The organism is Providencia rettgeri (assembly GCF_041075285.1).
Classification (GTDB): Bacteria; Pseudomonadota; Gammaproteobacteria; order Enterobacterales; family Enterobacteriaceae; genus Providencia; species Providencia rettgeri_G.
On sequence record NZ_CP163512.1, the window covers coordinates 100,324 to 114,195 of the forward strand.

The following is a 13,872-nucleotide window of genomic DNA, read 5'->3' on the forward strand; positions in this document are numbered from 1 at the left end:
GATATTATCTAACAAATTTCCAAACAGAAGCTGGGATTTTATCGTAGAGCTTATTCATCGTTAGTTCAGCAAGACGATGGTCTGCTGCTGAATAAAATAACTCCAGTTCATCGTCAGATAACTCATACTTGTTTTTTTCAATGACTCGCTCAAGTGTTTCAATTGTTGTGCATTTTCTTAAACGCATCAGATAATCAGATTTGGTCATAACGCCCTTTCTTTTATGATAAATAACTCGGTAATATACAATGTTATAGTTAGGCTAAAGATAAATAATATCTTTAGGTTTTGCTGGTCAGACATTTTAGATCATCATCCAGCACGGCGACAAGATTTTGATTCATTGTTTCCCAATCATTAATTTCACTCAATGTGATGACTGGGCTACCAAATAAATCATAAGTCTCATCGAGATACTCTTCGATTAATGAGATAACAAGGTTTTCTTTCGGATATTTGATTTTAAATCGCCAAAAAAATGCAGCGATGTGTTCTATAAGTTCATTTAGAGCAGTACTTTGCTCAGAACTTAAGTCATTTATCCAATGTGTATTTGTTTTTTGTAAACTTAAAATAGCGTCTCGATTCAGACTATTACATAAGTATTTAAGTTCTGCTATATCATGTCTTTTGGGTGAGTATTCATCCATAATCACCTCCGCAGGCGAATCTGACTTTTGCTATGTATCTTTTTATATCAATAATACTGCCACAATAACTAATTAAAAGCACTTATGTTTAATGTAACAACATGGTTGTTAATATATTGAAAAATATAAAATTATTATAAAAACATTAATTTTTGATGGTTTATACTATTAACATAAGTGATATTCAAACACAGACTCGCGCTGAGAACTGCTTTGGTTTCGAAGTAATAATATCATTATTATTACATAAGTCACCCTATATTAACCACTTTTTTCTACTTTTATCGGGTTTTGAGACAGTGCTTTTACGGTATGTTCTGACTAAACGCAACTTTATAGTTTATTTAAATCAGTTAGGGAGTGAGTCCATTTTAATACAACCAGAGAGAAATGTTTACACAACGCACCTTATAAAAAGTATTACTCCATTTAGAGTATTTAAATAATTTTATTCAACTCATTAGGTGGGATATTTAAATAGTTAAAAACCTTCACAAAAAGAAGCAAAGGTTTTTAAATTAGGTAACATCTTAGAGATAAAGATTTAGGGTGACTCCCGGTTTGAGATCAGCCATTTTTACACCAGCGTTCCAAGTCATTAAATCATTAAGCTTGATCCCATGACGTTTAGCGATACTGTAATAAGAATCGCCTTTGCGAACTTTATATATTGTACTTTTACGGCTATTTGCGACAGGAGCGGCACCTGAAACTTTCAGCGTTTGTCCTGGTTTAATCACGCTGGCAGTTTTAAGACCATTGAGTTGTTGAATGTTTTTCGCTGTCGTATTGAATTTTTTAGCAATACTGGCGATAGATTCACCTTTACGAACTTTATATGTGGTCACTTTGCCACGATTTTGGCGAGCGGTTGAAATTGCCGTGGGTTGTGCGGCTTTAATTTGTTGATTTTGTATCGCAGCAAGGCGGATCGTTTCTAAAACCTCTTGGTCTGTTAACGATGTTTTGAATTGTTCCGCCTTTGCAGTGGGCAGCATAATGTAGTGCGGTCCAGTGGGGGATGTGATGCCGCGAGTGTAACCTGAATTGTAGGTTTTAACTGATTCAACCGTTAGCCCTGCTAATTCAGCAGCTTGAGATAGAGTGATTTGTTGACCAACATCCACTTGTGTCAGTGCTCGGTTTTTATTACTTTTAGGTAAACGAACTTGATACTGTTCCGGGTTTTTTAATACCTTGCTAAGAGCTAAAATTTTAGGAACATATTGTTTGGTTTCGTTTGGTAATGATAAAGACCAAAAATCGGTTGGGAGGCCTGCAGCCTCATTCTTTTTAATCGCATTTTGCACACAACCTTCACCGCAGTTATAAGCAGCTAATGTCAGCTCCCAATCATGACCAAACATCACATTCAGGTTCTCAAGTAAATCAAATGCAGCATTAGTGGATGAAAGCACATCTCTGCGCTCATCAACCCATTGTGTTTGCTTTAGCCCATATGAGCGTGCGGTAATAGGCACAATTTGCCATAAGCCAGCGGCTTGAGCTGGGGAGGTGGCTTTGGGATTAAACGAACTTTCAATAATCGGGATTAAGGCCAATTCCATTGGTAGGTTACGTTCATTAATTTCGTCTACGATGAGGTACATATAAGGCTCAGCCCTTAATGCCACATCGTAGATGAAACTTTGTTTGCTCATATAGCTGTTGGCTATTTCCCTAATTTGTGGGTTATCAGGGATATCCATTTTTAATTCATCACTAATATAGCCCCATAAGTCATAATCAACTTTAGGTTGTTGTCGACTAGCCGCTTGGTTATGCGAAGCAACGGTTTCAATAGTGTGATTTACTGGGGGGGTATTCTGCTTAACTTTTTTCGGGGCAGTTTGGCATCCAGCCAGCAGAACAATGGCGATAAGCGTCGCGATTTTCTTCATTTTTTCTATTGTTCTTCATTTTAATGTTTAAAAGTCGAACAATAATACTTATCCCGCCCCGAGATGACAATTAATAAACATCAATATTGATCTTTTAATTGACGTAAGAGGGTAAAAACAGCCCTCAAAGGTGGGTTTTTCATGTTAATTTGTAGCTTATTCTGCAATTGTTGATTATCGCATTGAAGAAAAATATTTATTTCTTTCTCTGTTTTCAATGTGGTAGGCACTGTAGGTTGATGTTTGTCACGCATTTGCGTTATTTTTTGTAAATATCGTGCAATTGCTTCATTTTCAGGCCAGATATGATGTGCAAACTTTAGATTCGATAAGGTATATTCGTGGGCACAGCAAATGAGCGTATCATCGGGAAGTGCTGCGATTTTCTGAATCGATTGATACATTTGTGCTGGAGTGCCTTCGAAAATACGACCACAGCCTGCGGAAAATAAAGTATCACCACAGAATAAATAGGGGGCTTGATAGAAGCCGATATGCTCGGTGGTATGCCCAGATAAGGACATAACATGGAAGTTAAACTGATTGATAACGATGTTATCACCTTCTTCAACGAATTTAGTTGCACCTTTATTGAGTGTTTCTTTTGAACCGAATACCGGTAACGTTGTAAATTTGCTTAAAATTTCTTCCACACCACCGGTATGGTCATTATGGTGGTGAGTTAATAAGATTGCGACCGGGATTAAGTGCTTCTGAGCAATTTTTTCGAGCACAGGCTCTGCCTCAGCAGGGTCAACAATGATACACTGGCGCTGGTTATCCGCTAAAATCCAAATATAGTTATCATTTAAAGCGGGAACTCGAATTAACTCCATAATGACCTCGAAAACTGTTTAATAGGGGAATTTCATGAAGCCTGCGCGTATTGATAAAAAAATTCAAATGCCCGTTAGTTGGTCTGATATTCCTTTTGGTGAACAATACCGGCAAGCGCTGGAAAACCAACTTCGTCCTTGGTGGCCGAAAATGTTTGGCTTTCATTTCCTTAAATTAGGTCATTTAAGTGCTGAAATCCAGACCGAAGAATGTCTAATCGCCCACCAATTTAACGTGGGAGAAAATGATCCTCGCTTTAACCTTGTTGCGCAACCGGATGCTTTACCCTTTACTGCAAAGTCGATTGATGCTTGTTTAATGTCACATTGTTTAGCATATAGCCATGATCCGCATTGGTTATTGCGCGAGGTTGACCGCGTATTAATGGATGATGGCTGGCTGGTGATTTCTGGGTTTAATCCATTTAGCCTCGCTGGATTAGCAAAATTGGTTCCTGTCTTACGCAAAAAGCAGCCTTATTGTAGTCGCTTTTTCCCATCAGTTAGGGTATTTGATTGGCTCAGTTTATTGAACTATGAAGTCTTATATCATCGAAATTGCCATGTTATTCCTTGGATGAACGCACAGCGACGAGTGAATAAAAATTGCGGTGGGGTTGGGGTGCTGAGTGTTATTGTGGCGCGAAAACGGACGTACCCGCTCACGCCAACACCATTAAAATTCAAACAACCAAAAGTCAAAATAGGCACTGCATTAGGCGCGGCAAAAGAGTTAAGCGAACGCACGAAAAAACCAAGTGCTTAATCTTTTGCTGGTTGATAGCCTGTGTCCTCTTTTGTTGGGGAAGCGGCCGCTGCACGTGCTAATTCATCACATTTTTCATTCTCAGGATGACCCGCATGGCCTTTAACCCATCGCCAGTCTATCGTATGACGCTGGATTGCCTCATCAAGGCGTTTCCATAAATCCACATTAATAACTGGGGATTTATCGGCTTTTCGCCATTGTTTGCGTTTCCAGCCATGGATCCATTGTGTGATCCCTTGGCGGACATATTGGCTGTCTGTGGTTAAAATAATATCACAGGGCCGGGTAAGAGATTCAAGGGCAACAATGGCAGCAAGTAGCTCCATGCGATTATTGGTGGTCATAAAATAGCCTTCGCTGAGCGTTTTTTCATGTTGCTTATAACGAAGGACAACACCGTATCCACCGGGTCCTGGATTACCCAAACAGGAACCATCAGTGAAAATTTCTACCTGCTTTGTCATTTCTGGTACACTCTAGATTATTCATTCACCTCTAGTTTGACACAAAATACCATTATGAGCACGGCGATAACCCGACAAATTGTCCTCGATACTGAAACCACAGGTATGAACAAGCTTGGTGTTCATTATGAAGGCCATAATATTATTGAAATTGGTGCGGTTGAAGTGATCAACCGGCGTCTAACGGGGCGTAATTTCCATGTGTACATCAAACCTGACCGTTTAGTTGACCCAGAAGCCTTTGAAGTTCATGGTATCAGTGATGAATTTTTGCAGGATAAACCTGTCTTTGCGGATATTGCTGATGAGTTCCTTGAATTTATTCGTGGTGCAGAGTTAATCATTCACAATGCGCCCTTTGATATCGGCTTTATGGATTATGAATTCCGTAAACTCAACAGGGGGATCCCGCCAACGGCTGAATTTTGTACTATCACGGATAGCTTAGTGTTAGCGCGGAATTTATTTCCGGGGAAACGGAACAACTTAGATGCTTTATGTGATCGCTATTTAATCGATAACTCTAAGCGTACGCTGCACGGCGCTTTACTCGATGCTGAAATCTTGTCGGATGTGTATCTTGCGATGACCGGTGGGCAAACATCGTTATCATTCTCGATGGATGCCGAGTCAGCAAATAATGAACAAGCGTATGAAATTCAACGTATTGAGCGCCCATCAAGTGGTCTAATAGTGTTATATGCTTCAGATGAAGAGCTGGCAGCTCATGAAGCCCGCCTTGATATTGTTGACAAGAAAGGTGGAAAGCCGTGTCTTTGGCGACAATCTGCTGAAGAAGAGAATTTGCATTAGTGTTGATTGATTTAGAATAAAGCCAATAAAGGCCACTTTGCTTACTCTACCACTTTGGGCTAAAAACTGCTCAACCGCGCGATTTTTCAAGAAAAAGTATTGACTGCGTTATCAAGTGTTCGTAATATGCATGGCGTTCCCAGCAGGGAACATCCGGAGCGGTAGTTCAGTTGGTTAGAATACCTGCCTGTCACGCAGGGGGTCGCGGGTTCGAGTCCCGTCCGTTCCGCCAAACATTGAAAGCCCTGAGCATTTGCTCGGGGCTTTTTTTTATCTTCATTTTTCATGGTTGTCCGCGCTTTATATCAATTTCTTTGCATTAATTCATGTCGTAACGAATTTGTGTTATACACACAGAATGTGTTTATTATTTTTTTATATGACGATTTCGCAACGCATACTGCTAGTAAGGATTGTATTTTTGATTTCGAACAGTAACTCATTTTATTTCATTATTAATATAATGAAGGGAATTGGATGGTTTTTTATGCGTTATTGTGGCGATTGAAAATGTGTTTTTTTTATATCATTTAGGAACTATTTCAGTTGTAAATGTTATTTTAGCTGTTGTTCTTATTTCTATAATGCTTAAAAAAATCGAAAAACAAAGAGTACATTTTTCTTTATGAACCATAAAGCTAGCGTACTCGACCAATATACTGAGTATTGAATCTTTTTCAGCTTAAAAAGCTTAATACTCGTATTCTGTGTTAAATGCCCCTCCAAATAATACATTTCATTCCAATTTGTAACAAAATGAAAACGTGCATTAAATTGGGTGTCTTTAAAATATATTTCAAAAAATAAGTAATTATATCTATAACTTACTTTGCGTATATAATAAACATTATTGTTACATTCAAAATTAATTTATTAATCACATAGTTACTTATCAAATTAATACTCTGATTACGTGTTTTTTGTTGTCTTTTATCATTAAAATGTTACAAAAAAAATATTTAAATAGGTTTTGGTTATCAAACTTATGTGGTTTGATAGCTTTAAACATTTTTACACGATTTTATATCCATTTATATTATTAAGAACAAATTAGTTACCAATAATTAATTTTTGAATTATTTTTTAAGTAATATAAATAAATTAATAATTTTTTTAACAGTATCATTAGTTTTATTTCACCGTTGGGAAAGTTTTGGAAATGCTTATGGAATCAAATAAGTTAAGCTATTATGCTGGTTTTTTCTTACGAAAATCTAGGCTAGAAAAAAATCTTACTGGTAAGCAATTAGCATCATTAATGCATGTAAGCCAGCAACAAATTTCTCGTTATGAAACAGGGAAAACACCGTTAACGCTTGATCAATTACACCAACTATTATCTTTACTAGATAAAAGCTGGGTGGAGTTTGCTGTTTTTATTCAAAATGAAAAAGAGAATGAGAATAGGTTAATGTTACACAGTGAGAAAGAGGAAAAAGATAGCTACTCTTTGAGTAGATACTTAATGGATTTTATTTCTAGTAAATAATAATTATATTGACCTTATTTTAAAAATAGTGGTCAGATTATATTTTATAAAAAACACATGTAAGTGTTTTTTATACTATGTAATTTTTTGTTTTATTTTGAATATTAATTAGAGAGAACAACATGTTTAATAAAAAAATGGTATCTGTATTATTATCTGGGGTTATTGCTGCTTCTTTTGCTACTGTTGCAAATGCGGATACGCGCACAGCTCAAGCAACGGCAACATGGCAAGCGACTGCAATTAAAGACACAACAAGTATGTTAGTTGTTACGCCATTAAAAAGCCTGACATTTAACTATGCAGAAGGCCAAAAAAGCTTTAACCAGCAAAATGGTGCTTTTGATGTTGCTATCCAAGGACAATCAGGTGCGACCGATTTTAAATTAACATCAAAAATTATCGCTAATACATTAGCAAGAACGACTGATGATTCAACATTGGAAGTAGGTGTTAAATGGAATGGCACAGATTTAGATACTGCAACGGACACAACATTAATCAGCGTCGCGGATGGTATTACTTCTGGTTTAGATAATTTAGCTGCGGATGGTGTTTTCAATAGTTCCGACCGTGCAACAGATCGCGGTGAATTCACGTTTGTTATTGCTAAAGCCAAAATGGCGGGTACTGCTGCTGAGTTTAAAGACCTCGCTGATGGTGTTTGGGATGGCGATGTGAAAGTTCAGTTTACTGCAAACTGGGAAGGCAATTTCGTTACTCCATAAGTGATTCTATTAATTAAATAACAAATCTTATATTACGATAAAGATAATATAAGGTATTTATCTTTATCGTTTTTTATTTGAGTTTTTATTATGAAAAAAACTACACTTGTCATCACATTATTATTAATGTTGCCACTAAAAAATAGTTTTGCTGTTAATGTAGGTAATATAACAGAAATTATTTCATCAAGTGAAGAAACATTAGCTAAAGAAGTTGAAAATACAGTTGATGCCGCAAGGTTAGTTAACCTAAGTATTGAGAAGATAGACTCCCCTTTAGAGGGTGGAAAAGTCATTCCGATTAACGATCCTAATGAAATATTGTCAACACCAGCGAATATTATTCTTCCGGGTAAAGCAAGGGATATATTTAAAATTATTTACCAAGGGCCGAAAGATAATCAGGAACGTTATTACAGATTAAATTGGACTGACGACCCTATTAGTGAAAGTGGTATGACGAAAAGTACCAAGTCTGCATCGGCAACAACATCGGCAACAATCAGTACGATTTTAGTTGTCGCACCAAGGATTGAGAATTTCAAATATAAATATGAGAAAAATAAAGTTGCTAATTTAGGGAATAGTTCTTTTCGTGTTGTTGCATCGGGGCCTTGTTTAACTGAAAAAATAAAATTTGGCACAGAGGGTATTTGCCGTGAGCGTTATTACCTAATGCCAAATTTAGCAGTTAACCTTCAGCTAGTTGATATAAACAATAAAAAAACAAGTATTGGTATTTGGCACAAAGGGGAGTTTATTGTTGTCAAATAATTAGGATTGGGTCTTAATTATGCGTAAAAGTGTTATTGCGTTATCAATAATAAGCTTTATTTTTTCGAGTGTTATTTCTGCTAAAGATATTAAAAGAATTAAAATAGGTGGTTATATTATTCCACCTGCTTTTGTTATGGCCTTGGAAGAAGGGATGTCAGTACCTGTTTTCATACGCCTAAAAACAGATAAAGAAGAGAATCAAAGTGAAAATAAAATTGCGGATGCAATTATTATTATAGAGCAAGGGAAGATTAAACTTGCCAATATACATTTTATTGATTCAAATCATGGGCCAAAGATACAGCCATTATTGATTGAAAACTTAGAAAGTAAAAAGGATGCATTTTTTAATGAACTCAATAATATTGAAGTGAATAAAGATGCCGTTCTACAACTGAATATTGCCTCGTTTAATTTATCTCTTGATGTTGATAAAGAAGCGCTGGCGCCTAATGAAAAAGTAAGGCAGTTTTCGCTTGGTTACTCTTCTGTTGATGCTTTTTCAACAGTTGCAAACTATGACTTTGGGGTTTTTGAAAGTCAGGTGAAGAAAGGGAATAATACATCAAGCAGTTATTTCAATTTAGATACGTTATTTGCTGTTGCTGAGCACCATATAAATGTTAATGCCTCGGCATACAGTATCGGAAAGTCGAATTCTAATATTGAGCTTTATCGTGCAATGTATGAACGTGATTTTAGTGGATTACGTTTTGCATTTGGCCTAATGAGTACCTGGAATTTACAGTCTATTGCAAGTCTGACAACGCTAAACCGCAGTAAGATATATGCGGCATCAATTGGTAATAATGCCTCAAGTACTGTGGTTAATAAAAAGTATTCGTTGACGCCTATTTATGTTTTTTTAAATAGTCCCGGAGAGGTTCGCATCTACCGTGACGAAAAATTGTTAAATATCCAAAACTTTCCGATGGGAAGTTATGAGGTGGATACCAGTATTCTGCCATTTGGTATTTATGATGTGACAATTGAGACAGTGGTTGATGGCAATATTGTGACTTCTCAACGTCAAACAATTAATAAGTCCTTTAGCTCAAGTGGTGCTAATTTTGACAAATTCAGTTGGGAACTTTATGGCGGATATGTCGATTTTGATAAAAAGCGTTATGTGAGAGGAAAACAAGCAGAACGCCAACCACTGGAAAAAAGTTATTTATTAGGGGCGTCTTTTGCAAAAAATTTCCCCGTGCTATCTGGCTTGAATGTTCAAATGTCGAACTACGGTTATGACAATTATTTAATTAATGAAAGTAGTGTAAACCTTTCATTAAATCAATACGTTTCAATTTCTTGGCAAGGCATGGTTGAGAATCATGGCAGCTTTAGGAATATTGCTACAGTATCAACCAGCGTACCAGATGGTTATGGCTCGGTATGGGCTTCGAAAGAAAAGGCGGTCATAAAAGGCGATCTGCCAGTTTATGATTCAAATAGCTATTCTTATGGTGCGACGTTGAACCTTGATAAGGTCGTTGACCGTGCGGGGTCATTTACCATTAGCAGCACGACGGATAAACGGATTGGTAGTGATTCAATAAACTATGAATATGCGAATACGTTATTTTCAGGGCGCTATGGCACTATTGGCTTAAGAACGGGTGTACAACGTTACCATTATGATGACCAAAAAAGTATGAATGAAAAATTTATTAGTCTCGATTTTTCATTACCGTTATCAACATGGTTAAGTACAGGGGTATCTTCGAGTAATGGCAATATAAAAGCCAATATTTATGCGAATAAAAGATTTGAGGATTCTATAATTACTGATATTGGTGGTTCGGTTTCTAAATTAGTACGCGATAAAAATAATGGTGAGTCAGATGTTTCATTGATGGGTTATGCCTCCTATGAAACGAAATATAACACTGGAATGCTCACGGTGAATCGACCTGATAGTCAAAGGTTGAATGGAAACTTTACGTCACGTGGTTCTTTGGCCTATAGCGACGGCACGATTATGCCGAGTGGGCAACAAGGAAAATCGGGCGTCATTATTAATTCGGATATTTATGGTGCAGGAAGTATGACGGCGCGCGTTAATGGGCAAAGTTATCCAATTAGTGGAAAAAATACATTTATTCCTTTATCGCCTTATTCAGATTATGACATTCAATTAATGAACGATGCGAAGTCTAAAGACAGTTTTGACATTGTGTCTGGGCGAAATAAATCCGTTACCTTATATCCTGGGAATATTGCCATATATAAACCCGAAGTCAGGCAGTTAGTGACGGTATTTGGTCGTTTAAAATCGCCAAATGGTGAATTTATTAAATATGCGTCTATTCGTAACCATATTGGCCGAACAAAAACGGATCACAATGGCGAATTTTCCATGGATGTTGATGTGCGATATCCCGTTATTTCTCTTTTACAAGAAGATGAGCAAACGATTTGCGAAGCTGATTTAAATTTAGAAGGTGCTCGAGGCGCGTTATGGTTAGGGGATGTGACTTGTGACCCGCAGCGCACTGTCGCATTAAGGTAATGAGAATTTTATGATGATAAAACCAATTTCTTTTTTATTTCTTAGTCTTAGCAGTATTTTGCTCAGTGTTTTATTCAGTTCAACAGCGGGGGCTGTTGCGCTAAGCAATTCCTATGTTTTTGTCGAAAATGGAATTGATGAAGAATATTTTATCACACCAAAATCTGTAGACCCCAGATTTACCGGTGCCAATAAATTTTCTCGATATTCTGCAAGTTCACAGCAGAGTTTGGGTTATATGGGATATACCAATAGCCCTGGTATTGCGGCGAATCGTAATGTTGATATTTGGCTGGAAAATTCCCCCATAGACAGCCCATTTATCGGTAATCGCTGTATGAGAACCTATTGTAAACTTGATACTGGTTATTGGCCAGCGGCATACATTGGTAAAGATGGGGCGTATAAAATTGTACAAGGCAACACGTTGGGAGAAGCGAATTACGCTCGCGGAATATTTAACGAGTCAGTTTATCAATATTTCCAAAAAGTACCTGTTGGGACAGTCGAAACGTATAGCTATCGTGCGTGCATGACCAACTTGGATTACGACCCCGCGAAAGGGGAAACTTGTCAAAGTGTTGGTGGGCAAATTATTGCATCCCACGAGTTTACGGTGACTAAGTCAGGCCATATTAAGCTCAGTTCTACCGGGGCAATGCAAGAGGTTTACATTGATAGCAATGGAAACCCAAGCTTAGGGCCGGGTGAGCAATTTTGCCGAATTGGCATTGTTGCTAATGTGAATGGCTTGATTTGCCAAGTTGTAAAGCACGAGACATCAGGGGATGTTTTTGCCAATGTGCTATTGAGCTTAAAAGTTAACTCAACCCTGATCCCATTTACTGTCGCAGGTGCATCAATAAAAATTGGTCCTGATGATGGCTCGAATATTTGGCGTAATTATAATTCAACTTACGCCGCTAATACGTATTTTAAAAGTTCGAATCAGTATGTTTCTATCTTTTTTTCCAATACGTTCTTTAAGCAGTTGGTAACAAATAATGTGGATTTTACCAATAGCCAAGACTTTTTTACGTTTTCATTTACTAACCCAGCCGCAGCACCACAGTCAGGATACTATGAATTTACACCGTCAAACCAGTTAGTGATAAAGCCTCGGGATTACAGCATCAGTATTGTGCCAGCGGATTATATTCCAAACCCATCCAAAACAGGGAAAATTGGCCCAGAAGAGCCGCCTATTGAGTTTAATTATTTCGTCACGACGAGTGGCCCGCGCCAAGCAGACTCCATCACTGCAAGAGTGGAAGGTCCAACAGTGAATGTCAGTGGGCAAAACTTTTGCTTGTTCAGTTCTGATGATGACAAATTTCGAGTTCCATTCTCTGCGTATCTGTCATTTAAGAATACATCAGGGGTTGAGGAATCCTACCGTTCAAGTTGTGATGGTACGGAAATATCGATGAATAATGCACTATGGACTGAAACACCATGGGACATTCCAAATCAAGATTTGGGGTCATTTTATCGAACCTATTTAGATTTGCGTTTCCCGATGAATGACTCTAATTCGTTGTTTACGTTGGATGGCATTGATTGGTTAGGGACGGTATCTGCCAGTGGAAAGGTCGTGGTAAAAGCGATTTGGACGGGGCCAGATGTACATCTATAAATGTGATTTGATGAGGGCATTGAAAAATAAAATGAGAAAAATAAGCATTAAGCGGCTTTTGAGTTACTTATTGTGTGCCATGTCTTTTTCATTTTTGGGTAAGGCGCATGCTTTATATTTGAGCTCGGATATTTCAGCGTTAGAACCCAATAAAAGCTTTTTTTCAAAGCCATATATCAATGATACGAAAAAAGTGAACTTATATACATTCAGTGCTTATCAGATTGATAAACCTGATGAAAAAGAACAAGGAAAGCCTATCGAAGAGGGGGAGATCATTTTTACCCCCTTGAAGAAGATTTTATTACCCGGCGAGCAAGAGTATTTTAAAATTTTCTATCGTGGCCAAGAAGATAACCAAGAACGTTATTATAAAATTGTCATTAGTGAAACGGCACTTGATGTCGAAAATGATGTTGCACAAAATCAACAATCGCTATTTTATCCAACGGTCAGTTTAGAAACTTACTTTGTCGTTAGGCCGAAAAATATTAATTTTCAATATGATATGAATACCAATGCGGGTGTCTTAACGAATACAGGCAATACTTTTTTCCGGGTATTAGTGCATGAAAGTTGTGAGGTGAAAGATGAAGAGCAACCACTGGTTCTTTACCTTTTACCGCAACAAACATTTCGCAATGAGGTATTAAAGAAAAAAAGCCGTAAATACATTGTCATATTTGATAAATATCATTCTATAGGCAACTGCGATTCGTCTGTTTAATAATTTCATATTATATGATAAGCCAGTAATGCCGATTGTTACTGGTTTTTTTTCAATTTATGTTACTTGTATCTACCCTTATGATTAGAAGGATTGAGTGTTTTTACGCAATACCAAACAAAAATACTCGGTCATATTGAGGCATTTTTTGCTCAAAACTTTGTCAATTATCACTAATGTGGCAGCTAAATAGGCTAGATGCATAAATCACCTTGATCCCAGACACTGAACTCAGGTTTAATAAGGTTAGTCATTTGCGCAAAAATGTAAGCCTTAAGGGATATTTTGCGCAATGGAATGGATTCAGCTTTGCAGCAGTTCAATTTATTAGCGATCGGCTGCCATGAACATAGCAAATATTGCGGTATGGGTAGAATTGGGTTACTTTCAATCGCGCTATTCGTAAAATACTCAGTTTCTTGTTGATGTATTGTGGTTCCTTAAAGTAGGCAATATACGGCGATATATCGGTAAATTGATGCTTTTATGTACCTGCGAAATTAAAGTAGCACTATCCGTATTGCGTTGTAAAAATTGGTTTAAGTACGTTTTTATCCTACCTGGAGTATA

13 protein-coding genes and 1 tRNA gene are annotated in these 13,872 nt (G+C 37.3%); 9 read left to right on the forward strand and 5 right to left on the reverse strand.

Going from position 1 to position 13,872, the window contains the following annotated elements; all coding sequences use genetic code 11:
• Positions 1-4 precede the first annotated feature (4 nt).
• The 4 genes from AB6N04_RS00430 to gloB all read right to left on the reverse strand — a co-directional run bounded on the left by AB6N04_RS00430 (position 5) and on the right by gloB (position 3,387).
• On the reverse strand, positions 5-208 hold the full coding sequence (locus AB6N04_RS00430) for an HHA domain-containing protein (protein WP_004905417.1): 204 nt from the start codon (positions 206-208) through the stop codon (positions 5-7).
• A 73-nt stretch (positions 209-281) separates the two neighbouring features.
• Positions 282-650 carry an Hha toxicity modulator TomB gene (gene tomB / locus AB6N04_RS00435; protein WP_369309997.1) on the reverse strand — a complete coding sequence of 123 codons (369 nt, stop codon included), beginning with the start codon at positions 648-650 and terminating at the stop codon, positions 282-284.
• Between the two features lie 530 nt (positions 651-1,180).
• The gene (gene mltD, locus AB6N04_RS00440; protein WP_369309998.1) at positions 1,181-2,551 is read right to left on the reverse strand and encodes a murein transglycosylase D; all 1,371 of its coding nucleotides are present in this window, start codon (positions 2,549-2,551) and stop codon (positions 1,181-1,183) included.
• Between the two features lie 80 nt (positions 2,552-2,631).
• Complete coding sequence (gene gloB, locus AB6N04_RS00445) at positions 2,632-3,387, reverse strand: hydroxyacylglutathione hydrolase (protein WP_369309999.1); 756 nt, start codon at positions 3,385-3,387, stop codon at positions 2,632-2,634.
• 34 nt (positions 3,388-3,421) lie between these two features.
• Here gloB and AB6N04_RS00450 point away from each other — a divergent pair, with 34 nt between their 5' ends.
• Complete coding sequence (locus tag AB6N04_RS00450; protein ID WP_369310000.1) at positions 3,422-4,153, forward strand: class I SAM-dependent methyltransferase; 732 nt, start codon at positions 3,422-3,424, stop codon at positions 4,151-4,153.
• Here the strand turns inward: AB6N04_RS00450 and rnhA are convergent.
• A complete protein-coding gene (gene rnhA, locus AB6N04_RS00455) occupies positions 4,150-4,620 on the reverse strand; it encodes a ribonuclease HI (protein ID WP_369310001.1) in 471 nt (156 codons plus the stop codon). The two genes, AB6N04_RS00450 and rnhA, sit on opposite strands and share 4 nt — an antisense overlap.
• Before the next feature lie 54 nt (positions 4,621-4,674).
• Between rnhA and dnaQ the strand changes: the two genes are divergently transcribed.
• From dnaQ to AB6N04_RS00495, 8 genes are all read left to right on the forward strand, one after another.
• A complete protein-coding gene (dnaQ, locus tag AB6N04_RS00460; protein ID WP_369310002.1) occupies positions 4,675-5,433 on the forward strand; it encodes a DNA polymerase III subunit epsilon in 759 nt (252 codons plus the stop codon).
• Positions 5,434-5,588: 155 nt separating this feature from the next.
• A tRNA-Asp gene (locus AB6N04_RS00465) sits at positions 5,589-5,665 on the forward strand.
• A 933-nt stretch (positions 5,666-6,598) separates the two neighbouring features.
• Positions 6,599-6,922 carry a helix-turn-helix domain-containing protein gene (locus tag AB6N04_RS00470; RefSeq protein ID WP_369310003.1) on the forward strand — a complete coding sequence of 108 codons (324 nt, stop codon included), beginning with the start codon at positions 6,599-6,601 and terminating at the stop codon, positions 6,920-6,922.
• Between the two features lie 122 nt (positions 6,923-7,044).
• Positions 7,045-7,650 carry a common pilus major fimbrillin subunit EcpA gene (locus AB6N04_RS00475; protein ID WP_369310004.1) on the forward strand — a complete coding sequence of 202 codons (606 nt, stop codon included), beginning with the start codon at positions 7,045-7,047 and terminating at the stop codon, positions 7,648-7,650.
• A 90-nt stretch (positions 7,651-7,740) separates the two neighbouring features.
• Complete coding sequence (locus tag AB6N04_RS00480) at positions 7,741-8,424, forward strand: hypothetical protein (RefSeq protein WP_369310005.1); 684 nt, start codon at positions 7,741-7,743, stop codon at positions 8,422-8,424.
• A 19-nt stretch (positions 8,425-8,443) separates the two neighbouring features.
• The gene (locus AB6N04_RS00485) at positions 8,444-10,939 is read left to right on the forward strand and encodes a CS1-pili formation C-terminal domain-containing protein (protein WP_369310006.1); all 2,496 of its coding nucleotides are present in this window, start codon (positions 8,444-8,446) and stop codon (positions 10,937-10,939) included.
• A 10-nt stretch (positions 10,940-10,949) separates the two neighbouring features.
• Positions 10,950-12,575: a fimbrial protein gene (locus AB6N04_RS00490; RefSeq protein WP_369310007.1), complete on the forward strand. Its 1,626-nt coding sequence runs from the start codon at positions 10,950-10,952 to the stop codon at positions 12,573-12,575.
• Positions 12,576-12,693: 118 nt separating this feature from the next.
• Entirely contained in the window at positions 12,694-13,302 is a 609-nt protein-coding gene (locus AB6N04_RS00495) for a fimbrial protein (RefSeq protein WP_369310008.1), read from the forward strand.
• Positions 13,303-13,872: the final 570 nt, after the last annotated feature.

What these genes read in the sequence shown, in the direction of transcription:
- AB6N04_RS00430 (WP_004905417.1), bottom strand. Translation starts at nt 208, where the DNA reads ATGACCAAATCTGATTATCTGATGCGTTTAAGAAAATGCACAACAATT.
- tomB (WP_369309997.1), bottom strand. Translation starts at nt 650, where the DNA reads ATGGATGAATACTCACCCAAAAGACATGATATAGCAGAACTTAAATAC.
- mltD (WP_369309998.1), bottom strand. Translation starts at nt 2,551, where the DNA reads ATGAAGAAAATCGCGACGCTTATCGCCATTGTTCTGCTGGCTGGATGC.
- gloB (WP_369309999.1), bottom strand. Translation starts at nt 3,387, where the DNA reads ATGGAGTTAATTCGAGTTCCCGCTTTAAATGATAACTATATTTGGATT.
- AB6N04_RS00450 (WP_369310000.1), top strand. Translation starts at nt 3,422, where the DNA reads ATGAAGCCTGCGCGTATTGATAAAAAAATTCAAATGCCCGTTAGTTGG.
- rnhA (WP_369310001.1), bottom strand. Translation starts at nt 4,620, where the DNA reads ATGACAAAGCAGGTAGAAATTTTCACTGATGGTTCCTGTTTGGGTAAT.
- dnaQ (WP_369310002.1), top strand. Translation starts at nt 4,675, where the DNA reads ATGAGCACGGCGATAACCCGACAAATTGTCCTCGATACTGAAACCACA.
- AB6N04_RS00470 (WP_369310003.1), top strand. Translation starts at nt 6,599, where the DNA reads ATGGAATCAAATAAGTTAAGCTATTATGCTGGTTTTTTCTTACGAAAA.
- AB6N04_RS00475 (WP_369310004.1), top strand. Translation starts at nt 7,045, where the DNA reads ATGTTTAATAAAAAAATGGTATCTGTATTATTATCTGGGGTTATTGCT.
- AB6N04_RS00480 (WP_369310005.1), top strand. Translation starts at nt 7,741, where the DNA reads ATGAAAAAAACTACACTTGTCATCACATTATTATTAATGTTGCCACTA.
- AB6N04_RS00485 (WP_369310006.1), top strand. Translation starts at nt 8,444, where the DNA reads ATGCGTAAAAGTGTTATTGCGTTATCAATAATAAGCTTTATTTTTTCG.
- AB6N04_RS00490 (WP_369310007.1), top strand. Translation starts at nt 10,950, where the DNA reads ATGATGATAAAACCAATTTCTTTTTTATTTCTTAGTCTTAGCAGTATT.